Annotated in this window: 21 protein-coding genes; 13 read left to right on the forward strand and 8 right to left on the reverse strand. The window is 65.9% G+C overall.

The features are described from left to right. Nucleotides 1-189: 189 nt before the first annotated feature. Entirely contained in the window at nucleotides 190-1,053 is an 864-nt protein-coding gene (locus JVX91_RS22715; RefSeq protein ID WP_205336367.1) for an MBL fold metallo-hydrolase, read from the reverse strand. Further along, nucleotides 1,050-1,529, reverse strand: a complete 480-nt coding sequence (locus JVX91_RS22720) for an N-acetyltransferase (protein WP_205336368.1) — start codon at nucleotides 1,527-1,529, stop codon at nucleotides 1,050-1,052. Before JVX91_RS22720 ends, JVX91_RS22715 begins: the two co-directional genes overlap by 4 nt. Nucleotides 1,530-1,622: 93 nt before the next feature. On the opposite strand from JVX91_RS22720, the gene JVX91_RS22725 reads away from it, so the two are divergent. Continuing rightward, nucleotides 1,623-3,203, forward strand: a complete 1,581-nt coding sequence (locus tag JVX91_RS22725) for a RimK family protein (protein ID WP_205336369.1) — start codon at nucleotides 1,623-1,625, stop codon at nucleotides 3,201-3,203. 23 nt (nucleotides 3,204-3,226) lie between these two features. Beyond that, entirely contained in the window at nucleotides 3,227-3,370 is a 144-nt protein-coding gene (locus tag JVX91_RS22730) for a hypothetical protein (protein WP_156160346.1), read from the forward strand. On the opposite strand, the gene JVX91_RS22735 is transcribed toward JVX91_RS22730, so the two are convergent. Both JVX91_RS22735 and JVX91_RS22740 read right to left on the reverse strand, forming a co-directional pair. Then, nucleotides 3,349-4,452: an exo-alpha-sialidase gene (locus tag JVX91_RS22735; RefSeq protein WP_205336370.1), complete on the reverse strand. Its 1,104-nt coding sequence runs from the start codon at nucleotides 4,450-4,452 to the stop codon at nucleotides 3,349-3,351. The two genes, JVX91_RS22730 and JVX91_RS22735, sit on opposite strands and share 22 nt — an antisense overlap. Nucleotides 4,453-4,479: 27 nt before the next feature. Further along, on the reverse strand, nucleotides 4,480-4,749 hold the full coding sequence (locus JVX91_RS22740; protein ID WP_205336371.1) for a MoaD/ThiS family protein: 270 nt from the start codon (nucleotides 4,747-4,749) through the stop codon (nucleotides 4,480-4,482). Between the two features lie 232 nt (nucleotides 4,750-4,981). Between JVX91_RS22740 and JVX91_RS22745 the strand changes: the two genes are divergently transcribed. The 8 genes from JVX91_RS22745 (at nucleotide 4,982) to JVX91_RS22780 (ending at nucleotide 13,511) form a co-directional block, all read left to right on the forward strand. After that, entirely contained in the window at nucleotides 4,982-5,170 is a 189-nt protein-coding gene (locus JVX91_RS22745; RefSeq protein WP_205336372.1) for a hypothetical protein, read from the forward strand. 175 nt (nucleotides 5,171-5,345) lie between these two features. Further along, the gene (locus tag JVX91_RS22750) at nucleotides 5,346-6,710 is read left to right on the forward strand and encodes a glutamine synthetase family protein (RefSeq protein ID WP_205336373.1); all 1,365 of its coding nucleotides are present in this window, start codon (nucleotides 5,346-5,348) and stop codon (nucleotides 6,708-6,710) included. Between the two features lie 201 nt (nucleotides 6,711-6,911). Next, entirely contained in the window at nucleotides 6,912-8,225 is a 1,314-nt protein-coding gene (locus tag JVX91_RS22755) for an FAD-binding oxidoreductase (RefSeq protein ID WP_205336374.1), read from the forward strand. A 272-nt stretch (nucleotides 8,226-8,497) separates the two neighbouring features. Next, nucleotides 8,498-9,421 carry a LysR substrate-binding domain-containing protein gene (locus JVX91_RS22760; protein WP_205336375.1) on the forward strand — a complete coding sequence of 308 codons (924 nt, stop codon included), beginning with the start codon at nucleotides 8,498-8,500 and terminating at the stop codon, nucleotides 9,419-9,421. A gap of 139 nt (nucleotides 9,422-9,560) precedes the next feature. Next, nucleotides 9,561-10,646 carry an ABC transporter ATP-binding protein gene (locus tag JVX91_RS22765; protein ID WP_169939515.1) on the forward strand — a complete coding sequence of 362 codons (1,086 nt, stop codon included), beginning with the start codon at nucleotides 9,561-9,563 and terminating at the stop codon, nucleotides 10,644-10,646. Nucleotides 10,647-10,702: 56 nt separating this feature from the next. After that, on the forward strand, nucleotides 10,703-11,833 hold the full coding sequence (locus tag JVX91_RS22770; RefSeq protein WP_205336376.1) for an ABC transporter substrate-binding protein: 1,131 nt from the start codon (nucleotides 10,703-10,705) through the stop codon (nucleotides 11,831-11,833). A gap of 15 nt (nucleotides 11,834-11,848) precedes the next feature. Continuing rightward, the gene (locus JVX91_RS22775; RefSeq protein WP_205336377.1) at nucleotides 11,849-12,685 is read left to right on the forward strand and encodes an ABC transporter permease; all 837 of its coding nucleotides are present in this window, start codon (nucleotides 11,849-11,851) and stop codon (nucleotides 12,683-12,685) included. A gap of 10 nt (nucleotides 12,686-12,695) precedes the next feature. Beyond that, complete coding sequence (locus tag JVX91_RS22780; protein ID WP_205336378.1) at nucleotides 12,696-13,511, forward strand: ABC transporter permease; 816 nt, start codon at nucleotides 12,696-12,698, stop codon at nucleotides 13,509-13,511. 284 nt (nucleotides 13,512-13,795) lie between these two features. Here JVX91_RS22780 and tusA read toward each other — a convergent pair whose 3' ends face one another. Then, nucleotides 13,796-14,035 (reverse strand): sulfurtransferase TusA, encoded by a 240-nt coding sequence (tusA, locus tag JVX91_RS22785; RefSeq protein ID WP_205336379.1) that lies wholly within the window; start codon nucleotides 14,033-14,035, stop codon nucleotides 13,796-13,798. A 148-nt stretch (nucleotides 14,036-14,183) separates the two neighbouring features. On the opposite strand from tusA, the gene JVX91_RS22790 reads away from it, so the two are divergent. Further along, complete coding sequence (locus JVX91_RS22790) at nucleotides 14,184-15,740, forward strand: CocE/NonD family hydrolase (RefSeq protein WP_205336380.1); 1,557 nt, start codon at nucleotides 14,184-14,186, stop codon at nucleotides 15,738-15,740. Nucleotides 15,741-16,315: 575 nt separating this feature from the next. Here JVX91_RS22790 and JVX91_RS22795 read toward each other — a convergent pair. Both JVX91_RS22795 and rlmM read right to left on the reverse strand, forming a co-directional pair. After that, nucleotides 16,316-17,194, reverse strand: coding sequence for a MaoC family dehydratase (locus JVX91_RS22795; protein WP_205336381.1), 879 nt, complete (start codon nucleotides 17,192-17,194; stop codon nucleotides 16,316-16,318). Between the two features lie 99 nt (nucleotides 17,195-17,293). Then, nucleotides 17,294-18,361: a 23S rRNA (cytidine(2498)-2'-O)-methyltransferase RlmM gene (gene rlmM, locus JVX91_RS22800; protein WP_205336382.1), complete on the reverse strand. Its 1,068-nt coding sequence runs from the start codon at nucleotides 18,359-18,361 to the stop codon at nucleotides 17,294-17,296. A gap of 346 nt (nucleotides 18,362-18,707) precedes the next feature. Between rlmM and acnA the strand changes: the two genes are divergently transcribed. Then, nucleotides 18,708-21,440 (forward strand): aconitate hydratase AcnA, encoded by a 2,733-nt coding sequence (gene acnA, locus JVX91_RS22805; protein WP_205336383.1) that lies wholly within the window; start codon nucleotides 18,708-18,710, stop codon nucleotides 21,438-21,440. Nucleotides 21,441-21,646: 206 nt separating this feature from the next. Next, entirely contained in the window at nucleotides 21,647-23,212 is a 1,566-nt protein-coding gene (locus tag JVX91_RS22810; protein WP_205336384.1) for a PAS domain-containing methyl-accepting chemotaxis protein, read from the forward strand. 158 nt (nucleotides 23,213-23,370) lie between these two features. Here the strand turns inward: JVX91_RS22810 and cprA are convergent, their stop codons facing one another. Next, the gene (cprA, locus tag JVX91_RS22815) at nucleotides 23,371-24,543 is read right to left on the reverse strand and encodes a cationic peptide resistance protein CprA (protein ID WP_240201653.1); all 1,173 of its coding nucleotides are present in this window, start codon (nucleotides 24,541-24,543) and stop codon (nucleotides 23,371-23,373) included. Between the last annotated feature and the right edge of the window lie 29 nt (nucleotides 24,544-24,572).

Genomic DNA, 24,572 nt, shown 5'->3' on the forward strand with positions numbered 1-24,572 from the left:
CCCCGCTCCTGAGGGAGAGGAAGCCGACCGCGCCGACTGACACCGAAGATTCATCCTGCACCGAACGGTCCCCTCTCCCCCCGGGAGAGGGTTAGGGTGAGGGCCGACCGGAGCACGGACCGATCAGGCAAGAGCGAGCCATGCCCGCACGCCCATGGTGCGCTGCTACAGGATCACCATCACCATGGACTACATCCGATCCAACGGAATCCGCAGGTACCGCACGCCATTGGCCTCGGCCTCCGGCAACTCCCCGCCACGCATGTTCACCTGGATCGACGGCCAGATCAGCGCCGGAGCGTTCAGCGTCGCATCGCGGGCCACGCGCATCGCGACGAAAGCATCCTCGCTGATGCCGTCGTGGACATGCACGTTTTCCCTGCGCTCGCGCTCGACCGTGGTCTGGTACTGGTGCTCCTCGCGTCCCTCCGTCAGATAGTCGTGGCAGAGGAACAGCCGGGTCGAATCGGGCAGCGCGAACAGCCGCTGGATCGAACGGTACAACTGCCGCGCATCGCCGCCGGGAAAATCGCAGCGGGCGGTGCCGTAGTCGGGCATGAACAGCGTGTCGCCGACGAAGGCCGCATCGCCGATGCGATAGGTCATGCAGGCCGGCGTGTGGCCGGGAGTGTGCAGGGCCTCGGCGCGCAGATTGCCGATGGTGAAGGTCTCGCCGTCCGCGAACAGGTGGTCGAACTGGCTGCCGTCACAGGGGAAGTCTTCGCCCAGATTGAACAGCCCGGCAAAGGTGCGCTGCACCTGGGCAATGCTGGAGCCGATGGCCAGGCGTCCGCCCAATTCACCCTTGAGCCACGCCGATGCGGACAGGTGGTCCGCATGCAGGTGCGTTTCCAGCAGCCACTCCACCGTCAGGCCCTGTTCGCGCACGTAGGCCGCGATGCGCCGGGCGCTGTCATGGCTGACCCGGCCCGCAGCGGCGTCATAGTCCAGCACCGGGTCGACAATGGCGCAACGGCTCGTGGCGGGGTCGGTAACCACGTAGCTGTAGGTGGACGTCGCGGTGTCGAAGAAGTGCTGGATGCGGGCGGTCATGCCGGGTTCCTTGCTGTCGGGGCCGGAGCGCCGAGCGGTTTCTCGTAGCGCCAGGCGTCGCTGCCGTCTTCGTAGAAGCCGGCGCTGCGGGCGAAGCGGACATAGCCGCTGCGCTCGTAAAGGCCAATGGCGCTGGTGTTGTCGGTGCGCACTTCCAGGCGCAGGCGCCGGCAACCGCGCGCCCGGGCCTGCTCTTCGCACCGTTCCAGCAGCGCACCGCCAAGGCCCTGCCCTCGCGCTTGCCGGGAAATCGCCAGGGAGTATAGGCGGGCGATGTCCGAGCCCCGTCTCAGCAGGAGCAACGCGTAGCCCAGCAACTCGCCATCACGGTCGGCGACCAGCAGGATGGTGCTGGGTGTCCCGATCAGTCTGCGAAAGCTGCGGCCACTGATGCGGTCCTGCTCGAAACACTCTTCTTCCAGCACCAGCAAGTTCGCCAAATCGGCCGACGTGGCAAGGCGATATAACAGCGACATGGGTTCTCCGTAAAACTATCGTAATGAACCGGGACATTTCCTGAAGTTACTGCTTAATAGACACACGGCAACTTTCAGACAGGTCCGTGAACAATGTCTTCGTTACACACTAACTTCCATGAAAAGTTCAGCGCAAGTTCTCTGCACGTCGTCACCGACACGTCTGCTGAGCCTCCTTCAGCCCGGTCAGGCCAGGTTCTGATCATCGTCGAGCGCAAGGAAGACTGGGCGTCCTATATTCCCAGCGAAGATATGCTGAGCGCCCGCGAGTATCTGGAAGATTCGCATCAGTTCGAATCGGGAAAGCGCTTCCAGGTCATCAACCTGTGCCGCAACTATAAATATCTCGGCCACGGTTATTACTGTTCACTATTGGCCGAAGCGCGGGGCCACAAGGTCATTCCGTCGGTACGCACCATCAGCGAGCTGGCGAAGAAATCCCTCTACGGCCTGGCCCTGGACGGCCTGGAAAGATCCCTGGAAAAAGCCCTCGCCCAGCATCCCTGCGCCAGTACCGATGGCTTCACCCTGCGCCTGTACTTCGGCCATACCGACCTGGAACCACTACAGCCCATCGCCCGCCAACTGTTCGAGGCCTTCCCCTGCCCCATCCTGCTGGTGGACTTCCGCCGCACCGACGCCTGGCATATCGCGGGAATCCGCCCCGGCGCGCTGCACAAGCTGCGCGATAACCAGGAAGACCAGTTCGCCGACGCCCTCGACCGCTTCAGCCGGCGCGTCTGGCGCCAGCCCAATTCGCGGCGCCTGGCGCGCTACGACCTGGCCATCCTGCACAACCCGGCGGAAAGCCTGCCGCCTTCCAATGCCGGCGCTCTGGATAGCTTCGTCCGCGTCGGCCGGCAGCTGGGCATCGACGTCGAGCTGATCGAGAAGAAGGACTACGCGCGGCTGGCCGAATACGACGCGCTGCTGATCCGCGAGACCACCAGCGTTGACGACCACACCTATCGCTTCGCCAAGAAAGCCGAGAGCGAGGGGCTGATCGTGATGGACGACCCGGCGTCGATCCTGCGCTGCACCAACAAGGTCTATCTCACCGACCTGCTGCGCAGCCACGGCCTGGGCATGCCGGCCACGGAAATCCTCTACAAGGACAACCCGCAGGAGCTGGAGCGCGTCGGCGCGCGGCTGGGCTTCCCGCTGGTGCTGAAGATCCCCGACGGCTGCTTCTCCCGGGGCGTCTACAAGGTCGAGGACGCCCAGCAACTGCACAGCGTCAGCGCCGAGCTGTTCGAGCACTCGGTGCTGCTGCTCGCCCAGGAGTACCTCTACACCGAGTTCGACTGGCGCATCGGCATCCTCAACCGCCAGCCGGTGTTCGCCTGCCAGTACTTCATGTCCCGCGGGCACTGGCAGATCGTCCAGCACAAGGCCGACGGCGAGGTGATCGGCGAGTGCCGCACGCTGCCGGTGGAAAGCGCGCCGCCCGCCGTCGTGGAGCTGGCACTGAAGACCGCCAACCTGATCGGCGACGGCCTTTACGGCGTCGACCTGAAGGAGCTGGACGGCGAAGTGGTGGTGATCGAAGTGAACGACAACCCCAACCTCGACGCCGGCATCGAGGATGCCTGCCTCAAGGACGACCTTTACCGCCGGGTGCTGGAGGAATTCATCCGCCGCCTGGAACTCAAGCGTCGCGGCCAGGCGCTCTGAGCGCACCGCCCAAGGAGAACCCCATGGAAGCCACGCATATCGGCCTGACCATCCTGATCGCCATCGTCGTGTTCGGTACCGCGATCAACTACTTCGACCACCGCATGAAGCCGCGCGAGGTGCGCGAACAGGCCAGGCGCAAGGCTCAGCCAAAGCGCACGCAGTAGATCGGCGGCAGGTTGGCGGACAGGCATTGCCAGTGGTCCCCGCCGTTCTCCGACAGCCACAGGCCACCGGTGGTGGAGCCCATCGCCAGACAGGCGCCGTCGTCGTCGATGGCCAGGCCGTGGCGATACACCAGGTCGAAGGCGGCGCCCTGGGGCAGGCCGCTATCGAGCACGTCGAAGGTGGCGCCACCATCGCGGGTACGGGTGACGACGAAGCGGGCGTCCACCGGAATGCGGCAGACGTCCTTCACCGCCGGAACGAACCACGCCGTGTCCGGCCGGGTCGGGTGGACGGCAACGGCAAAACCGAAGCTCGAGGGCTCGACCTGTACGTCGTTCCAGCGCGAGCCGCCATCGGTCGAGGTGAAGATGCCATTGTGGTGCTGCACCCAGAGGCGATCCGGCTGTGCCGGGCAATGCACCAGGCGGTGCGGGTCCTGGATGGCGCCCTCTTCGCGCAGCTCCGGCGGCATGTAGTCGGCGTACATGCCGGCGGTGGTGACGCGCCAGTTGGCACCGCCATCGTCGCTCTGCCACACGCCGCCGCAGGACACGGCGACGGTCAGGTGCTGGCTGTCGCGCGGGTCGACGCTGACCGAGTGGATGCCCGGCCAGTCATAGCCGCCGCCCATCCAGCGCGAGCGCTCGGGCACATCCCAGAGCGGACGGTTCAGCTCCCAGCTGTCGCCGCCGTCGTTGCTGCGGAACAGGCCGCCAGGAATGGTGCCAGCCCAGAGCACGCCGGGTTCGGCAGCGCCGCCGGTTTCCAGGCACCAGATCTGCTGCAGGGTCCAGGGCGCGGGCGGCGCTTCACCTTCCGCGGGTTCGGGCAACGGGTCGGGTTGCGGCGGATAGGTCGGCACGGCGACCTCCAGCCAATCCTCACCGGCGCGTTGGCGCCAGAGCTTGCAGCCGAAGTGGCCGAGGTTGAGGGCGGCGTAAAGAGTGTCATCGCGCGGGTCGGCGAGCACCGTGCTGAGCGGTTCGCCGATGAAGTCGCGGCGGCTTTCCTGCCAACCGTCCGCGCCACGCTGGAAGGTGAACAACCCCTTGCGGGTCGCCACCAGCAGTCGATCATCCATTGTGCTCTCCTGAATTGCCGCCGGTTCTCACCCACCGCTCAAGGCCTGCACCACATAGACCTCGCTGTCCGCTGTCAGCGCATCGCTGAGGCGGGCGCGGTCCCGCAGGCGCAGCCCATCGATGAAGATCGTCAGGTGCCGGCGCAATCCGCCCTGGTCATCCAGCAGGTAGCCGCGCAGCTTCGGCGCCTCGGCAAACACCATTTCCAATGCGCCGGACAAGGTGTCCGCCGTCAGCTCGCGCTCCTCGATGGGAACATGGCGCTGGATCGACGGGGCAAAGGCGATACGGCACATGGGCGAACTCGCAACGGGTGCTGACTGCACCAGTCTAGGGCAGGCGCGGCGGGTGGTCCGGGCGCTTCGACGGGATGCGTGATGGCCACGGGATAGGCTCTGGAACGGCCTTCGCAGCGGTCCTTCCCCGGCATTCAGTTTCGATAAAACGAAACCAAACGTCGTGAAAATCACATTTAACAAACCCATCCGCCGTGCGAGTCTCCGGGAATCGTCAGCCATAACCTTCGACATGCATCTGCTCGTTTCGCCCGCATCGCTGGAACCCGTCGCCGCCCGCAAGGCCGGCAGCGCTGTCCGCCTGCCGCGCAAACATGCCCGCTGGCTCGAACTGCAACCGCTGACCCTGCCTCTTGAACTGGCCTTCTGGGCGCTCTGGCACTGCCGCCACGCCCGTCCACCGGACGGCACCTCTCGCTGATCGGGCGTCATCGCCCGAATTCCCTCGACGGAACTACGCTCAGGACTGGCAAAACGCCGTTCTCGAACAAGACGTAGCCCGTTGTATCGCTTGCCTGCCTTCAATCCTGCGCCCGTCGGCGCGGCCCTGGCCTGCAGGTCGTCAGCGCATCCGCGTGGATGCTAACGAGAGCCCCATGAATTTCGCCTCCGTGCAAGAAGCCCAGTATTTCCTGGCCCAGAACCCCGATATCGAGATGGTCGAGCTGTTCATCCTCGACGCCAACGGCGTGCCGCGCGGCAAGCTGCTGCACCGCGAGGAACTGCTCGCCGTGTACCAGTCCGGCCGGCCGCTGCCCAGCACCATTCTCGGCCTCACCGTGCACGGCGAGGATGTGGAGGATTCCGGGCTGGTCTGGGATGTGGGCGATATCGATTGCCGCGCCTATCCGCTGGCCGGCAGCCTGGTACGCCTGCCCTGGCGGCAGATTCCCACGGCGGCGGTGCAGGTCAGCATGCACCCCGAGGAAGGCAAGCCGGCCGACATCGCCGACCCGCGCCACGTGCTGATCCGCGTGATCGACGGTCTGAAGGCCGATGGCTTCCATCCGGTGATGGCCTGCGAGCTGGAGTTCTACCTGCTGGACGCCAAGCGCGATGCCAATGGCCGCCCACAACCGGCGCTGGACGCCGACGGTGGCCGCCCGCGCGCCACCCAGGTGTATGGCTTGCGCGAACTGGAGCAGATCGAGCCGTTCCTCGCCGACCTCTATGCCGCCTGCAAGGCCCAGGGCATTCCGGCGCGCACGGCGATTTCCGAATACGCGCCGGGCCAGGTGGAGATCACCCTGGAGCACGGCGATGCGCTGGTCGCCATGGACCAGGCTGTGCGCTACAAGCGTCTGGTGAAGGGCGTGGCGCACAAGCACGGCATGCAGGCCTGCTTCATGGCCAAGCCGTTCGACGATCTGGCCGGCACCGGCATGCACATGCACGTGTCCCTGGCCGACGCCGAGGGCAACAACCTCTTCGCCAGCGAAGACCCTGCCGGCACTCCACTGCTGCGCCAGTCCGTGGGCGGCATGCTGAAAAGCCTGCTCGACTCGCTGCTGCTGTTCTGCCCCAACGCCAACTCCTACCGCCGTTTCCAGGCCAACAGCTACGCGCCGCTGGCGCCGACCTGGGGCTGCGATAACCGCACCGTGAGCCTGCGCGTGCCGGGCGGCCCGGCGAATACCCGGCACGTCGAGCACCGCATCTGCGGCGCCGATGCCAACCCGTACCTGGCTGCTGCTGCGATCCTCGCCGGCATCCATCGCGGCATCCGCGAGGAGATCGATCCGGGCGCACCGGTGGAAGGGAACGGTTACGCCCAGGCCAAGGAGTTGCTGCCCACCGACTGGCTCACTTCGCTGCGCGCGCTGGAGCGCTCCAGCTGGGCGCGTGACGCGCTGGGGCACGAATTCCTTGGCGTCTACCTGAAGGTCAAGCAGGCTGAGTACCGCCAGTTCATGGGCGAGGTCGGGGAGCAGGACTGGCGCTGGTATCTGACGCAGGCGTGAGGGTGTGCGCGAAGTGCCGAAGAGCCCCTCACCCCAGCCCTCTCCCGCAAGCGGTAGAGGGGGCCGATTGTGCCGAGACGAGCTCGCCGCTCACTGAAATCTCGGATTGAAACCGAACTTGCAGCCCGCTCCGATCAGCTCCCTCTCCCTTCAGGGAGAGGGCTGGGGAGAGGGAAACCGAACAACAACAGGAACACCGAAATGAACGCTGCACTGAACCCCGCCACTCCCGCCCCCGAGCGCGCGAAGTCCTATTACTCCGCGAGCCTCAACGAAGAGACCAACTACCCCACGCTGCAAGGCGAGGTGAACGTCGACATCGCCATCATCGGCGGCGGCTTCACCGGCGTCGCCACCGCCGTGGAATTGGCCGAGCGCGGCTACAAGGTCGCCATCGTCGAGACCAACAAGGTCGGCTGGGGCGCCAGCGGGCGCAACGGCGGGCAGGTCACCGGCAGCCTCTCCGGCGACTCCGCGATGGAGAAGCAGATGCGCCAGTGGCTCGGCGACGACGTCGACGACTTCATCTGGCACCTGCGCTGGCGCGGCCACGAGATCATCAAGAGCCGCGTGGAGAAATACGGCATCCAGTGCGACCTGAAGTTCGGCCACCTGCACGCGGCGATGAAGCAGTCGCACATGGACGAACTGAAGGCCACCTTCGATGACGCCAAGCGCCGCGGCATGGGCGACGAGATCAGCCTGCTGGACGGCGCCGGCGTGCGCGCGCACCTGGAAAGTGACCTGTACTGCGGCGCGATCAAGAACACCCGCAACATGCACCTGCACCCGCTCAACCTGTGCATCGGCGAAGCCAAGGCCGCCGCCAGCCTGGGCACGCTGATCTTCGAGCACTCCGAGGTGCTGGACATCATCCACGGCCCGCGCCCGGCGGTGGTCACATCCAGCGGACGGATCAATGCCGCGCAGGTGATGCTGGCCGGCGACGTCTACCACAAGCTGGAGCGCAAGCAGCTCAAGGGCATGATCTTCCCGGCCATGGGCGGCATCGTCACCACCAAGCCGCTGGGGGAGCTGGCCAAGCGCATCAACCCGCAGGACCTGGCCGTCTACGACTGCCGCTTCGTGCTCGATTACTACCGCATGACCGGCGACGGCCGCCTGCTGTTCGGCGGCGGCGCCAACTACTCGGGCCGCGACTCGCGCGACATCGCCGGCGAACTGCGCCCGTGCATCGAGCGCACCTTCCCGGCGCTCAAGGGCGTGGACATCGAGTTCCAGTGGAGCTGCGCCATGGGTATCGTGATGAACCGCATCCCACAGCTGGGCAAGCTGTCGGAGAACGTCTGGTACTGCCAGGGCTACTCCGGCCACGGCGTGGCGACCACCCACATCATGGGCGAGATCATGGCCACGGCGATGACCGGCGACCTGGAGAAGTTCGACACCTTCGCCCAGTGCAAGCACATCCGCGTGCCGATGGGCGACGTGTTCGGCAACCCGATGCTGGCGGCGGGCATGTGGTACTACCAGATGATGGAAAAGCTGCGCTGATAGGCAGGCTCCGAACTCGACCTGTAGGAGCGGACCTTGTCCGCGATGGGCAACCGGCCACTCCGGCGCGGCCGGAAATCGATCGCGGACAAGGTCCGCTCCTACGCGTTGCACGGACGACTCGATGCAGCAACGTAGGGCGTACAACCGCGAACGGTTGTACGCGCTGCGGCAGAAGCGCCGCCGCGCCTTGTATCCCGTCGTACCCGCTAGCACTCGACACCACCGCCCCGCTCAGGGATAAAGGGTCCACTTCGCCGTTGGAGTGAGCCATGCGTTTCCCCTCGATGACCGCCCTGCGCGTGCTGGACGCCGTCGCCCGTCTGGGCAGTCTGTCCGGCGCAGCCAGCGAGCTGAGCCTGACCCGCAGCGCCGTCAGCCACCAGTTGCACAGCCTGGAAGACTGCCTGGGCATCCCGCTCACCGAACGGGTTGGCCGCGGCATCGTGCTGACCTACCACGGCGAGTGCTTCGCCCGCGAAACCCAGCGCGCCCTGGCGATCCTCAACGAGGCGCGGCGCTTCGCCAATGCAGAGGAAGTCTCCGGCCGCCTGTGCGTGAGCTGCACGCCGGGCTTCGCCACCTACTGGCTGTGCCACCAGATCGGCAAGTTCCAGCGCGCCCATCCGCAGGTGGAGCTGAACCTGGTCTCGCCGCGGGTACCCGACGACGTCAGCGACCGCGACGTCGACCTGTTCATCGCCTACGGTGTGGGCGACTGGACCGACCTGCACGTGGACCTGATCGCCACCCTCGACACCTTCCCGGTGTGCAGTCCGTCGCTGATCAACTCGGTGGGCGGCCTCGACTCGCCGGAAGACCTCGCCAGCCTGCCCTTCCTGCACATGGTCGATCACTCCGACTGGCTGCTGTGGACCGCGGCCGCCGGGGTGAAGAACCTCAACGTGCGCAACGGCATCGTCTTCTCCGACGCGCACCTGGTGCAGTCGGCGGCCATCGCCGCGCAAGGTGTCGCAATGGGCGATGCGCTGGTCAGCGGCGACGCCATGGCCAAGGGGCAACTGGTGCGCCTGTTCAACGTCGCCATCGAGCCGCCCAATCGCTACTACTTCGTCACCGACCCGGCCAAGTCCGAGCGCCCCGACGTACGGGCCTTCAAGGCCTGGATGAAGGCCGAGCTACGGATGTCCGAACAGTTCCGCCAGAATGCGCGCCATGCGCTGATTGGTGAGTGATTTCGAACAATGAGGGCAAAAAAACGCGATTGAAGCGGAGAGAGATTTGACAATACTGCATTAAAAAAAGGCCGCTGATCTTTACCCGATCCTCACCCGGCGGCTGCTCGAACAAGAACAAGAAATCGAGGTAAGTGCAGTGGAGCGACAGCCCCAACTCCGTGCCATCGGCATCGGCAAGAGCTACGGAAGTTTCAACGCGCTGGATGGCGTGAACATCGACGTCCAGCAGGGTGAGTTCCTCACTCTCCTCGGCCCGTCGGGCTCCGGCAAGACCACCTTCCTGATGATCCTCGCCGGCTTCCAGGACCCGTCCCGCGGTCGTCTGGAGGAAGGCGGCGCCGACATCACCAAGCGCCCCGCCGAGAAACGCAACTTCGGCATGGTGTTCCAGGGCTACGCCCTGTTCCCGCACATGAGCATCGAGGACAACGTCGCCTTCCCGCTGAAGATCCGTGGCGTGAAGGCCGAGGAACGCAACCGTCGCGTACGCCACATGCTCGACGTGGTCGGCCTCGGCGAGCACCTGGGCAAGCGTCCGGGCGAGCTTTCCGGCGGCCAGCAGCAACGTGTGGCCATCGCCCGCGCCCTGGTCTTCGAGCCGGACATGCTGCTGCTCGACGAACCGCTCTCCGCCCTCGACAAGAACCTGCGCGAGCAACTGCAGGCCGAACTGCAGCGCATCCACCGCCAGGTCGGCACCACCTTCGTCTTCGTCACCCACGACCAGAACGAAGCGCTTGCCCTGTCCACCCGCATCGCCATCTTCAACCGTGGCCAACTGGCCCAGGTCGATGCGCCGGAAGTCATCTACAACCAGCCGAACAACCGCTTCGTCGCTGAATTCCTCGGCAAGATGAACCTCTTCCCGCTCAGCCAGGTGGGCCGCGCCGGCGAGCTGGCCTGCGGACGCTTCGGCGAGGCCGAACTGCGCGCCAGCTACTCCCCCGCCCTGCAGGCCGACGCTCCGCTGCTGGCGGTACGCCCCGAGCACATGCAGCTGCACAGCGCACCGCCGCAGGTGAACGGCCACAACGTGGTGCAGGCCGTGCTGACCGCCAAGACCTACCAGGGCGCCAGCACCGAGCTGTGCCTGGGTGCCGGCGCCGAAGGCAAGTTGCCCATGAGCCTGGCCGTACACGCCGACCACCAGGCCTCGCGCCTGGAGCACGGCTCGAAGGTCTGGCTGAGCTGGCCCATCGAGAAAAGCCTGCTGCTGGCCTGAGCCGCCGAACGCGTTAGTCCCCTTTTCGCCATCCCACCTGATCGGGAGCTGCCCCCATGTTCAATCCGAAAGAGTTCAATCCGCACCAGCAAGACTGCATCGAAGTCCTTATCGAAAAGACCCGTCGCGGCCAGATCGACCGCCGTACCTTCCTCAAGGGCATGGGCCTGATGGCCGCCCTGCCGCTGGCCCTGCGCAGCGGCGTGAGCTTCGCCGCCGGCGACAAGCCGCTGGTGGTGGTGAACTGGGGCGGCGACGCGATCAAGGCGTTCGGCAAGGCCTGGACCGAGGGCTTCTCCAAGGCCACCGGCATCCCGACCAAGATCGACGGCAGCGGCCCCACCGAGGGCGCCATCCGCACCCAGCTGTCCAGCGGCCGGGTGAGCTGGGACGTGGTCGACGCGGAAAGCTCGATCCTGCAGAACCTCGGCAAGGAAGGCCTGGTGCAGCCGATCGACTACAACGTCGTGTCCAAGGACAAGGTGCTGCCGGGCTTCGCCTACGAATACGGCATCGCCGACTACATGCTCAGCTACGTGATCGCCTATGACAGCGAGCGTTTCGGCGACAAGGCACCGAAGACCTGGGCGGACTTCTGGGACGTGAAGACCTTCCCCGGCAAGCGCACCCTCTACAAGTGGATGAACGGCATGCTGGAGGCCGCGCTGCTGGCCGATGGCGTGGCTCCGGACAAGCTCTACCCGCTGGACGTGCCGCGCGCCATGAAGAAGATCGAGGAGCTCAAGCCCCACGTACTGGCCTTCTGGGGCTCGGGCGCGGAAACCCAGCAGTTGCTGATCGAGGGCGAGGTCTCCATGGGCGCGATCTGGAACACCCGCGCCCAGGTGATCACCGAGGACAGCGAAGACCGTATCAAGTGGACCTTCGACAACGCGCTGCTGGGCTGCAGCAACTGGGGCGTGCTCAAGGGCAACCCGGCCGGCACCGAGGCCGCGATGAAATTCATCGCCTACGCCCAGGACCCGCAATCCCAGGTCGAGCTGTTCAAGATGTTCGGCAACGGCCCGGCCAACCCCGCCGCCGCCGCGCTGATTCCCGAGGACCGCAAGCACCTCAACTGCACCGACCCGGCAAACCTGCCCAAGCAGATCATGCTCAGCCACGAGTGGTACACCGACCACTACGCGGCGACCCTGGAGCAGTACCTGACCCACATTTCCAAGTGACACGGAGCGCAGGTCATGGCCGATAACGCCCCCTCGCGGCTGAAGCTGGGCGCCCTGCTGCTGCCGCTGCCGCTCGTCCTGTTCGTGTTCTACGTACTGCCCTTCCTCGGCGTGCTCGGCTGGAGCGTGACGCTGCCGGAGCCGGGGATCGAGCAGTACCAGCGGATCATGACGGACCCGGCGATCCACGACGTGCTCTGGCGGACCTTCCGCCTGTGCACCACGGTCAGCGTGATCTCCCTGGTGATCGCCTACCTGATGGCCTACTGCTGGGTCTACAGCCCGCCGTTCTGGCAGCGCGTGGTGGAAATCTGCGTGTTCATCCCGTTCTGGCTGTCGGTGCTGGTGCGTGCCTTCGGCTGGCTGATCGCCCTGCGCAGCAACGGTCTGCTCAACGACTGGCTGCAGTACCTGGGCATCACCAACGAACCCTTGCAGCTCACGCGCAACGAACTGGGCGTGGTGATCGGCATGGTCCACTTCATGGTGCCCTTCGCGCTGTTCCCGCTGGTGTCGACCATGCGCCGCCTCGACCCGCGCGTGCTGCTCGCAGCGCGCGGCCTGGGTGCCGGGCAGATGCGCACCTTCTGGAGCATCTTCGTGCCGCAGACCATTCCCGGCATCCTCGGCGCCTTCATCATCGTCTTCGTGTTCTGCCTGGGCTTCTTCATCACCCCGGCGATCCTCGGCGGCGGGCAGACGGTGATGGTGGCCGAGTACGTCTACCTGCAGATGTTCCAGACCAGCAACTGGGGCCTGGGCGCGGCGCTCTCGGTAGTGCTGCTGGCGCTGGTGAGCGGGATGATCTGGGCGCTGCTGCGCATGACCCGCGTCGACAAGCTGGTCGGCTGAGGATTCAAGAATGAACGCACACGAAACCAAAGCCCCCAGCCGCCTGCTGGCGACCATGGCGATGATCTTCATGATCTTCCCGCTGCTGGCGGTGATCCCGGTGTCCTTTACCAGCAAGCGCTTCCTGTCGATGCCCAACGGCAACTGGTCGCTGCGGCACTACCACGCGCTACTGGACAGCCCGGAATGGCTCTCGGCGATCAGCCAGAGCCTGATCGTCGCCACCGCCACCTGCATCATTGCGACCGCGCTGGCGGTGAGCTTCAGCCTCGGCATCTGGTACCTGCGCTCGCGCCTGGCGACCCTGCTGATCGGCCTGGTGCTGCTGCCCATGGCGATCCCGCCGATGATCTCGGCGATGGTCCTGTACTTCATGGAAACCAAGGTCAGCCAGTTCGCCCCCGGCCTGGGCTACGACACCCTGTTCGGGCTGACCATCGCGCACATCGTGATGGTGGTGCCCTACGGTGTGGTGACCATGCTGGTGGCGCTCAGCCAGCTGGACCGGCGCATCGAGCTGGCGGCGCGCAACCTCGGCGCGAGCCTGGGCCAGACCACCTTCATGGTGGTGCTGCCGAACCTCAAGCTGGGCGTGGCGAGTACGGCGCTGCTGTGCTTTGCGCTGAGCTGGGAGGAGATCGCGGTGACGCTGTTCGTTACCAGTACCGAGGTGAATACCCTGCCCCGGCAGATCTGGTCCGGCCTGCGCGACAACATCGACCCGGCCGTGGCGGCCATTTCGGTGGTGCTGATCGCGCTGACCTTCGTCGCGCTGGTTGGGCGGATGGTTGCCCAGCGCATCGCGACGCGGCCGGTAGGGAGCTGATCGGAAGCCTCGGCGCGACTTGTTACCCTCACCCTGACCCTCTCCCAGGGGAGAGGGGACTGTATGGCATCAGGCGTGGACAATTGTCTCCGCCGGCACGGACTACCCCCTCTCCCTCTGGGAGAGGGCTGGGGTGAGGGCCTGCATCGCAGAGGAGGCCCCATTTGGGTAGGAGCGGACTCCGTCCGCGATCGCCTTCAGGTCCACTCCTGCAACAACCGCGCGGCGTAAGGACATCGCGGACAGGGTCCGCTCCTACGCGCATTCGGATATCGGCAGGACGATCACTCCGCCTTCTTGCGAATCCAGTACAGGTAGGTTCCCGCCTCTTCCTGCTGCTCCACCAGCTCGTAGCCGAGGAAGACGCAGAACTTGGGGATGTCGCGGCGGGTGGAAGGGTCGGTGGCAATCACCTTGAGCAGCCCGCCGGCTGGCAGGTCGCGCACCTTGTTGTGCAGCATCATGACCGGCTCGGGGCAGTTCAGGCCGGTGGCGTCGAGAATCGCATCGACAGGCTGGGACATCACGTCACTCCAGAAAATCCAATGGCGCATTGTCGCGCAAAGCGCACCGATCGGTCACCTCGCGTCCGTCCGGGTCACCGAACCTTGGTTGGGGGTGAGTCGTGACAACGCCGGGCATGCTGGCGCATTCGCCCCCAATGGAATGACCATGCGCGCCCTCCTCTGCCTGTGCCTCGCACTGCTCGCCGGCTGCGCCGCGCGTGACCAAGTTCCGGACTTCAGCGCCAGCCAGGGCAAGGACCTGCCGGCCACCTGGTTTGAGGCGGTCATCGTCGCGCGCGACGGCACCAAGCTCTCCGCCACGGTCTTCCAGCCCGCGCTGAAGGCCGGCGAAACCGCTCCGGTGATCGTCCACACCCACGGCTGGGGCGGCTGGCGGGTGACCGGCCCGGATGGCTACTACGGCAAGAACATGATGTCCGGCCGCGCCGCATTGCGCGCCTGGAAGGCCGGCTTCTGGGTGGTCAGCTACGACCAGCGTGGCTGGGGCGGCAGCGACGGGCGCATCGAGATGATGAACCCGCAGTTCGAGGTGCAGGACGCCAGCGCGGTGATCGACTGGGCCGCCACGCACCTGCCACGCCTGACGATGGACGGCCCGAACGACCCGCGCGTCGGCATGCTCGGCGAAAGCTACGGTGGCGCCGTGCAGCTATTGGCCTCGGCGGAAGACCCGCGCATCGACGCTATCGTGCCCATCGCCACCTGGTACGACCTGGCCGACGCCCTGGCGCCGGATGGCCAGTTGAAGATTGGCTGGGGCGGCGTGCTGGTGAGCCTGGGGCTCGCCACGGGCTACGACCTGGGCAAGTTCGTTCAGTCCGACTACCTGCACACTACCGGCGGGCGCATGGCGGCGCCAGTGCAGGCCGAGCTGCACGCCAACAGTCTCGCCAGCTACTGCGCGGCGGGCCGCCTGCCCCACGCCGACGCCCTGCTGATCCAGGGCCTGCGTGACACCCTGTTCCCGCTGGACCAGGGCCTGCAGATCCGCCAGTGCCTGAAACAGGGCCCGGCGGACGTTCGGCTGCTCGGCATGCAGGGCGGGCACATCCTGCCGCCGCCCATCCAGGCCTGGAGCGGGCTGCCGCCGTTCAACAACGAGCCGGTGATCCACTGTGGCTCGCGGGCGATCAATCTCTACACCGGCATCGTGGCGTGGTACGAGGAAAAACTGCGCAAGCGCCCCGGCGCCGCCGACAGCGTGCCGGATCTGTGCATCAGCCTCGATCTCGACCAGGGCGTGGCGCTGGACAACCTACCGCCGCCCGGCGTGACCGTGGCGTTGCCGGCCACAGCAATCCGCCCGGCGGTGAGCGGCCTGGTGCAGCCTTCGCGATTCATTCCCTTGCAGCGAGTGAGCGAAACCAGCGCCTTGCTCGGCAGCGCTGAAGTACGCCTGAGTCAACCGCTGACGGAACGCCCGGACGCACAGGTTTTCGCGGCGTTGGCGATCCGCAGCGCCGATGGCCGCACACGGCGGCTGGACGAACAGGTGAAACCGTTGGCAAACCAGGGGAGCACGCGCTTGAACGCCGTCAGCGCCAGCCTCGCGCCAGGGGATGAGATCGGCTTGCTGGTGAGCGGTTTTAGCGACCAGTACCTGTTCAACAGTTCCTGGCGGATTACGCCGGTGGAGTTGCGGGGCGAGGTGCAGTTGCCGAGCGTCGTACCGCTGCAGCCGCGTGTGGCCGGCTCCCAGTAGGAGCTATTGCCTCTTCCCGGATGAATCCGTGTCTGGGCTCTCCCCCTCACCCCAACCCTCTCCCTCAGGGAGAGGGGGCAGATCGTGCCGGCTGACATCGCGGTTTCACTTTCCACCGAACGGTCCTCTCTCCCTCAGGGAGGGGGCGCATCGGCCCGGCTGACATCGCAATCTCACCCTCCACCAAACGGTCCATCTCCCTCAGGGAAGGGGCGCATCGGCCCGGCTGACATCGCAATCTCACCCTCCACCGAACGGTCCATCTCCCTCAGGGAAGAGGCGCATCGGCCCGGCTGACATCACAATCTCACCCTCCACCGAACGGTCCCCTCTCCCCCTGGGAGAAGGCGCATCGTCCCGGCTGACATCACGATCTCACCCTCCACCGATCGGTCCCCTCTCCCCCTGGGAGAGGGTTAGGGTGAGGGCTGACCCGAGCACGTAACTCTCGGGGGCGGTAGCGGACCCTGCCCACGGTCGCGCCTACAGGACACTCGTTCAGGGTACAGCGACGATCGTCGGAAACGGCAGTTCGCGAGCAAGCTCGCGAACAAAATCTGCGCCAACACCTGATGTCAGCGCAACGGCCCGTCCGGCGCCTCGTCCAGCTGCGCCAGCAGCATCGGCTGGCTATCGCCGCCCACCGGCAACAGCGCCCACTGCTCCTTCTTGCCCAGCCTGCGATAGCTTTGCTTCACCTGGCTGCCCAGCGGCAACGGCGCCTTGAAGTGCGCATCCAGGCGCACGTTCTCCGCCAGCCGGCGGCCAGTCAGGCTGCGCGCCAGGCCCCACATGCCGTGGGCGAAGGGCTTGCCGAAGCCATAGTGCGAGGCCATCAGCCGCGATAGGTGCAGAGGGTTGAAGTCCCCGCTCAACCCCGCGTAACGCCAGCCGACGATCTTCGGCACGCGCCATTGCACGCCGGAGTGGACCGGCGCTTCCAGGGTGTGCCACTGGGCGCGCTCCGGCAGCGGGTCGGGCTCGCGTCCATCATCGAGGAAATCGCCACGGCGCAGGTAGGTGGTGATCGACTGCCAATAAAGCATGTCGTGGTGCCAGGCTTCGGTGACCACATCCACTTCCAGCCCCAGTTCGCTGCGCCGGCTGGTGAGGATGCGGCAGTCGAACTGCAGTGGTTCGTGCTCGTCGAGCATGCGGTAACGCTGGATGTGGCTGCGCAGGTGGATCAGGCCCACGACCGACAGCGGCATGCGCGACCGGCTGAGCAGGCGCAGGTGCAGCGGCAGGCTGATCACCTGCGGATAGAGCAGCGGCACGCCCAGCGCCGGGTCCAGCCCGAAGTGCTCGCGGTAGGCGCGCAGGTGGCGCAGGTCGAATCGCAGGGTGCGGCTGTCCATCGCCAGGTAGGGCACGCGCTCATCGCGGCCAAGGCCACGGCGCGGCAGCAGCATGCGGCTGTAACTGCCCAATAGTGAGGGCAACTTTCGCTTCACGAAGGTCTCCGGAGGATCTCGCGCGCCTAGCATGGGCAATGCCAGGCGGCGCGACAAGCCACCAAAGGTCGGGTGGCGCTGCGGAACCTTTCCGAGTCGCTAGCGCTCGCCCTTCTCGATGCGGCGCAGGTGGCAGGTCACTTCCTCGCGGTCGTGGTACAGCTGCTTGCAGCCCACCTGCACTTTCAACCCGCGCTCGCGGAAGGACTCGTGCAAGCGGTCGAGGATGCGCCGCACCTCGGCGTAGCGCTGTTTCATCGGCAGCTTGAGGTTGACGATGGCCTCGCGGCACAGGCCCTCGCCGATCCAGGTTTCCATCATGGCGCCGGTGCGCGCGGGCTTCTCGACGATGTCGCAGACCATCCAGTCCATGCGCTGGCGCGGGCGGAAGGCATAGCCGTCGACGCGCTGGTGCTCCACCAGCCCGGAGTACATGAGGTCTTCCGCCATCGGCCCGTTGTCCACGGCGACCACGCGCATCTCGCGGTTGACCAGTTGCCAGGTCCAGCCGCCGGGGGACGCGCCCAGGTCCACGGCAAGCATGTCCGGGGCCAGGCGGCGGTCCCAGTCGGTGCGGGGGATGAAGTGGTGCCAGGCCTCTTCCAGCTTGAGCGTCGAGCGGCTCGGCGCCTCGCGAGGGAACTTCAGGCGCGGGATACCCATCGGCCACATCGCGCAGTTGCGCGCCTCGGCCAGGCCGATGAAAGCCTCGCGGCCAGAGCGGAAGGTCAGCAGCAGGCGCGGCAGGCTGGGGTCTTCCACCAGTTTGCCGGCCTTCACCAGCGCGGCGCGCAGGGGTTTTTCGAACTTGCGGCAGAAGGTCGAGAGCTCCTTGCCGTCATTGGTATCGAAGACTTCCAGCCAGAGGCTGCCACATTGCGGGAAAGCGGCCAGGGCCTCGAGGATCGCGCCGATGCGATCCTGTTCCGGCAGTGCGGTAAAGCCCGCGCCGCGCGCCCACTGGCGGGGGAAGATCAGCTCGGAGAAACGCAGCTGGCGCATCAGGCGCTCGGCGCCGTCGGCTTCCATGCAGATGAATTCGGCGTAGGCGGTCGCCGGTTTGGCCCGTGCATAACCAGCGACGTCCAGGCGCGCGGCGTGCTCGGACAGCTCGGCGCAGACCTCGTTCTCGAAGCCCGGGCGGCAATGCAGTAACAGGGTATTCATCGGGGTGTCTCCTCGGCCGCGCACTATAGAGGCTGCCCGCGAAGGTTTCATGCAGATTCGCAGGAATCATCCCATGGTCGGAGTCATCTGATCTGAACCAGCTTGTAGAGCGAGCGGTCCAGAACAGATGGCAAGACCCCATCGGGAGGTCTAGCTTGAGTGTTCCGGCGCACCGCGCCGGAAGACTGCCCGATGATTGCCCTGCATGGCGAAGTTTGTCGCCAATCGTGCTTTATCTGCGATGGATCAGCTCGATTGCACGCTTTTTCGCCAAGTATCGCTAGCGCACCTGAGCATCAACCGTGCCTGACGATCACGAGCAGAATCCAAGCCTGAGGAGAATGTCATGCCCGCAGTGGATAGCCTGAACAGCCTGCGCACCCTGGAGGTCGCCGGCAAGACCTATCACTATTACAGCCTGCCTGAAGCGGCGAAGAGTCTCGGAGACCTGGGCAAGCTGCCCATGTCCCTGAAAGTCCTGTTGGAAAACCTGTTGCGCTGGGAAGACGACAACACCGTCACCGGCGACGACCTGAAAGCCCTGGCCGGCTGGCTGAAAACCCGCAGCTCCGAGCGCGAGATCCAGTACCGCCCCGCCCGCGTGCTGATGCAGGACTTCACCGGCGTGCCGGCGGTGGTCGACCTGGCCGCCATGCGCGATGCCATGGCCAAGGCCGGCGGCGATCCGCAGAAGATCAACCCGCTGTCCCCGGTCGACCTGGTCATCGACCACTCGGTGATGGTCGACAAGTTCGCCAGCCAATCGGCCTTCGCGCAGAACGTCGAGATCGAGATGGAGCGCAACGGCGAGCGCTACGCCTTCCTGCGCTGGGGGCAGAACGCCTTCGACAACTTCCGCGTGGTGCCGCCGGGCACCGGCATCTGCCACCAGGTCAACCTGGAGTATCTGGGGCGTACGGTGTGGACCAAGGATGAGGACGGCCGCACCTACGCCTTCCCCGACACCCTGGTCGGCACCGACTCCCATACCACCATGATCAACGGCCTCGGCGTGCTCGGCTGGGGCGTGGGCGGCATCGAGGCGGAAGCGGCGATGCTCGGCCAGCCGGTGTCGATGCTGATTCCCGAGGTGATCGGCTTCAAGCTCACCGGCAAGCTGAAGGAAGGCATCACCGCCACCGACCTGGTGCTGACCGTCACCCAGATGCTGCGCAAGAAAGGCGTCGTCGGGAAATTCGTCGAGTTCTATGGCGACGGCCTGGCCGACCTGCCCCTGGCCGACCGCGCAACGATTGCCAACATGGCCCCGGAATACGGCGCCACCTGCGGCTTCTTCCCGGTGGACGAGATCACTCTCGGCTACCTGCGCCTGTCTGGCCGTCCGGACGACGCCGTGAAACTGGTGGAGGCCTATTCCAAGGCCCAGGGTCTGTGGCGCGAAAAAGGCCACGAGCCGGTGTTCACCGATTCCCTGCAACTGGACATGGGTGAGGTCGAAGCCAGCCTGGCCGGACCGAAGCGCCCGCAGGACCGCGTTGCCCTCGGCCATGTCAGCCAGGCCTTCGACGATTTCCTCGGCCTGCAGATCAAACCCGTGCCCAGCGAAGAGGGCCGCCTGCTCAATGAAGGCGGCGGTGGCGCCGCTGTCGGGGCGTCGGCCGCCACCGGCGAGGCGGACTACCAGCACGACGGCCAGACCCACCGGCTGAAGAACGGCGCCGTGGTGATCGCCGCCATCACCTCCTGCACCAATACCTCCAACCCCAGCGTGATGATGGCCGCCGGCCTGCTGGCGAAGAAGGCGCTGGAGAAAGGTTTGCAGCGCAAGCCCTGGGTGAAGAGCTCGCTCGCACCTGGTTCCAAGGTGGTCACCGACTACTTCCACGCCGCCGGCCTGACCCGCTACCTGGACGAACTGGGCTTCGATCTGGTGGGTTACGGCTGCACCACCTGCATCGGCAACTCGGGGCCGTTGCTGGAGCCCATCGAGAAAGCGGTGCAGCAGGCCGACCTGACCGTCGCCTCGGTGCTTTCCGGCAACCGCAATTTCGAAGGTCGCGTGCACCCGCTGGTGAAAACCAACTGGCTTGCCTCACCACCGCTGGTGGTCGCCTACGCCCTCGCCGGCACCGTGCGCACCGACCTGACCAAGGACCCGCTGGGCACCGGCAAGGACGGCCAGCCGGTCTATCTGAAGGACATTTGGCCGACTCAGCAGGAAATTGCCGACGCCGTACGGAAAGTGGACACGGCGATGTTCCACAAGGAGTACGCCGAAGTCTTCCAGGGCGACGAGAAATGGCGCGCCATCCAGGTGCCGGATGCCAAGACCTACACCTGGCAGGACGATTCCACCTATATCCAGCATCCACCGTTCTTCGAGCACATCGCCGAGGCGCCGCCGAAGGTCGAGGACATCCAGGGTGCGCGCGTCCTCGCAGTGCTGGGCGACTCGGTGACCACCGACCACATCTCCCCCGCCGGCAACATCAAGAAGGACAGCCCCGCCGGCCGCTACCTCAGCGAGCACGGCGTGGCCTACGCCGACTTCAACTCCTACGGCTCCCGCCGTGGGAACCATGAGGTGATGATGCGCGGCACCTTCGCCAACATCCGCATCAAGAACGAGATGCTCGGTGGCGAGGAAGGCGGCAATACCCTCTACGTCCCCACCGGCGACAAGCTGGCGATCTATGACGCCGCCATGCGCTACCAGCAGGACGGCACGCCGCTGGTGATCATCGCCGGCAAGGAATACGGCACCGGCTCCTCCCGCGACTGGGCGGCCAAGGGTACCAACCTGCTGGGTGTGAAAGCGGTGATCGCCGAAAGCTTCGAGCGCATCCACCGCTCCAACCTGGTGGGCATGGGCGTGCTGCCGCTGCAGTTCAAGGAGGGCCAGGACCGCAAGGCGCTGAAGCTGACCGGCAAGGAGGTGCTGAGCATCAGCGGCCTGTCCGGCGAGCTGAAGCCACACATGAACCTCAAGGTCTCGGTGAAACGCGAGGACGGCAGCCAGGACAGCTTCGAGGTGCTCTGCCGTATCGATACGCAGAATGAAGTCGAATACTTCAAGGCCGGCGGCATCCTGCACTACGTGTTGCGCAGCCTGATCTGACTGATCCAGCAAAAGGGACGGCGGCCTGCAACGGGCCGCCGCTTTCCTTCTTTGGTTTCATTTCCGTGACCAATGGCAATAGGCTATCGTCAGCCACCTGACGCCACTCTTCTGACTTTTTTATGTGACGGCCATCAAATTATCGGTCCAGCGGCCGATACGCTGGACAGCCGTACCATTTTGCCTATTCCCGAGATACCAGCCTGATGCGCAACAACCAGCCGATCACCCAGCGTGAACGCACCTTCCCCGCCGAACAGAGACTGATCTCCACCACGGACGCCCGAGGCGTGATCACCTACGCCAACGACGCCTTCACCGCGATCAGCGGTTTCTCCCGTGACGAACTGATCGGTGCGCCGCACAACCTGGTGCGCCACCCGGACGTTCCACCCGCCGTGTTCGCACATATGTGGACGACGCTGAAGAAGGGCCGCCCGTGGATGGGCATCGTCAAGAATCGCAGCAAGAACGGCGACCACTACTGGGTCAGCGCCTACGTCACGCCCATCTACGAGCGCAACGAAATCGTCGGCTACGAGTCGGTACGGGTGAAGCCCAGCGCCGAGCAGGTTCGTCGTGCGGAAGCACTGTACACGCGGATCAACGCCGGCAAGCCCGCCATCCCCGCCCGTGATCGCTGGCTGCCGGTGCTGCTGGACTGGCTGCCGTTCATCCTGACCGGCCAGATCGCCTTCCTGATCGGCGCCTGGCTGAATTCCCATTGGGGCTTCCTGCTGGCCGCCCTGCTTTCCATCCCGCTCGGCCTTGCCGGCCTGAGCTGGCAGCAACGCGGGCTCAAGCGCCTGTTGCGCCTGGCCGAGCAAACCACCTCCGACCCGCTGATCGCGCAGATGTACACCGACAGCCGTGGCGCCCAGGCACGCCTGGAAATGTCGATTCTCAGCCAGGAAGCACGGTTGAAGACCTGCCTGACGCGCCTGCAGGACACCGCCGAAACGCTCACCGGCCAGGCCCGTGAAGCCGACTCCCTGGCGCACCACAGCTCCGCCGGCCTGGATCGCCAACGCCAGGAGACCGAGCAGGTCGCCACCGCCGTCAACCAGATGGCCGCCACCACCCAGGAAGTGGCCGACAACGTGCAGCGCACCGCCGACGCCACCCGCCAGGCCAACGAGCTGACCACCGAGGGCCGGCAAATCGCCGCCGAGACGCGCGAGGCCATGCAGCGACTGTCCAGCTCCGTTGGCGAGACCGGCGAAGCGGTCAGTCAGCTGGCTCGCGACAGCGAGCAGATCGGCGGCGTGGTCGACGTGATCAAGGGCATCGCCGACCAGACCAACCTGTTGGCGCTCAACGCCGCCATCGAAGCGGCGCGCGCCGGCGAGATGGGCCGCGGCTTCGCCGTGGTGGCCGATGAAGTCCGCTCGCTGGCCCAGCGCACCGCCGAGTCCACCGGGCAGATTCACCAGTTGATCGCCAACCTGCAGAACACCGCTACCGAAGCCGTGCGCGCCATGGAGTCCGGCCGCCGTCAGGCCGACGAGGGCGTGGACCGGGTACTGCAGGCGGACAACGCCCTGGTGGGCATCAGCGACGCGGTGGCCAACATCACCGAGATGACCACCCAGATCGCCGCCGCCGCGGAAGAGCAGAGCGCCGTGGCCGAGGAGATCAATCGCAACATCAGCACCATCGCCAATCTGGCCGACCAGACCTCCGGCGAAGCCCAGCGCACCGCGCTACTCAGCGAAGAGCTGACGCAGACCGCGCAGCGCCAGTATTCGCTGGTGGAGCGGTTCAACCGCTGAGGCCAGGCAACGCGTAGGGCGCATAACGCGCCAGCGTTATCCGCCGTGACCTGAAACGGCGGATAACCCGTCCCGGGTTATTCGCCCTACGGCCCTCTAGGGGCACACCATGCACGCGATCGCAGGCATCGCCCGCTCCCACAGGGAGCGCCGTGCGATTACTTGAAGTCCCACTGCATCTGAGCCGGGATGCTCACATCCCGCGATGAGTGCACGCAGACGTCCACGTAATCGGTGAAGCGTGGCGGCGCGGCGATGCCTTCGTCGAGCAGGCGCTGGTTGTCGAACAGGTAGTTGAGGTCGGCAAAGCCGCTATACAGACGCAGCGCGCGCAGCACCAGCCGCGGGTTGGCCTTGCCGATGCGGCTTTCGAAGCTGCCCGCCAGTTCGCGCAGGTCATCCGAGCTGACCTTGCGGTAACGCTTGCCCACCGGCGCTTCGCCGCGGGCATCGGCGTAGGCCTGGTCGATCTCGCCAAAGGTGCAGGCCGAACCATGGCCGGCGGAGATGTGGTAGAGGCCGTGGTTCAGGGTGGGCTTGAGTGCCAGGGCGACCAGCGCCTCGGCGCAGTAGTCCACCGGAATCACATCGATCTGCTCGTCCAGTCCGCAGGTAAAGCTCTCCAGGGCGAAGCCCATGCGGAATACCCAGAAGATGCTGCCCGAGGCGCGGCAACCCAGCTCACGATGGCCGACCACGATGGAGGGGCGTGCCACCACCAGCGGCAGGTTCGGCAACTCTTCGCGCATGCGCCGCTCGATCTCGGCCTTGGAGGCGGTGTAGTCCACCAGTTGCTCTTCGCTGTCCGGGAAATCCCAGGACTCGCGCACCGGCGACTCGCGCTGCGGCCCGCAGCACATGGCCGTACCGACATGCAGGAAGCGCTTGAGGTTGCGCGACTGGCTGAGCAGGCGGGCGAAGGCGAAGGTGCCTTCGACGTTCACTGGCCAGATGCTCGGGTTCTTCGAGAACGAGGCGACAGCTGCGCAGTTGATCACCTGCTCCACGCGCATAAGGCGTGCGCGCTCGCCTTGCATCCAGGCGGTATCGAGCAGGTCGCCACACAGGATCTGGCTTTCCAGCAGGACGTCCAGGTCGCACTCCGGCACGCAGTGCAGGCGCAGGTTGTCACGCAGGCGCTCCAGCCCCTGGGTGGGCGACTCGGCACGTACGAGGAACAGCAAGGCCGAGGTATGTCCCTCGGCGATCAGGTTGGCGGCGACCGCGCCGCCGAGGAAGCCGGTGGCGCCCGTCAGCAACAGGCTGTGCGCGGCGCCGGAGGTGAATCGGGTGGTTGGGGTGGCAATGCGTTCAGCGTAATCGGGGGTCATGGCAGCCTTCGGCCTGTCCTCTGGAATCG

Origin of the sequence: Pseudomonas sp. PDNC002, assembly GCF_016919445.1 — a bacterium.
Taxonomy (GTDB): Bacteria; Pseudomonadota; Gammaproteobacteria; order Pseudomonadales; family Pseudomonadaceae; genus Pseudomonas.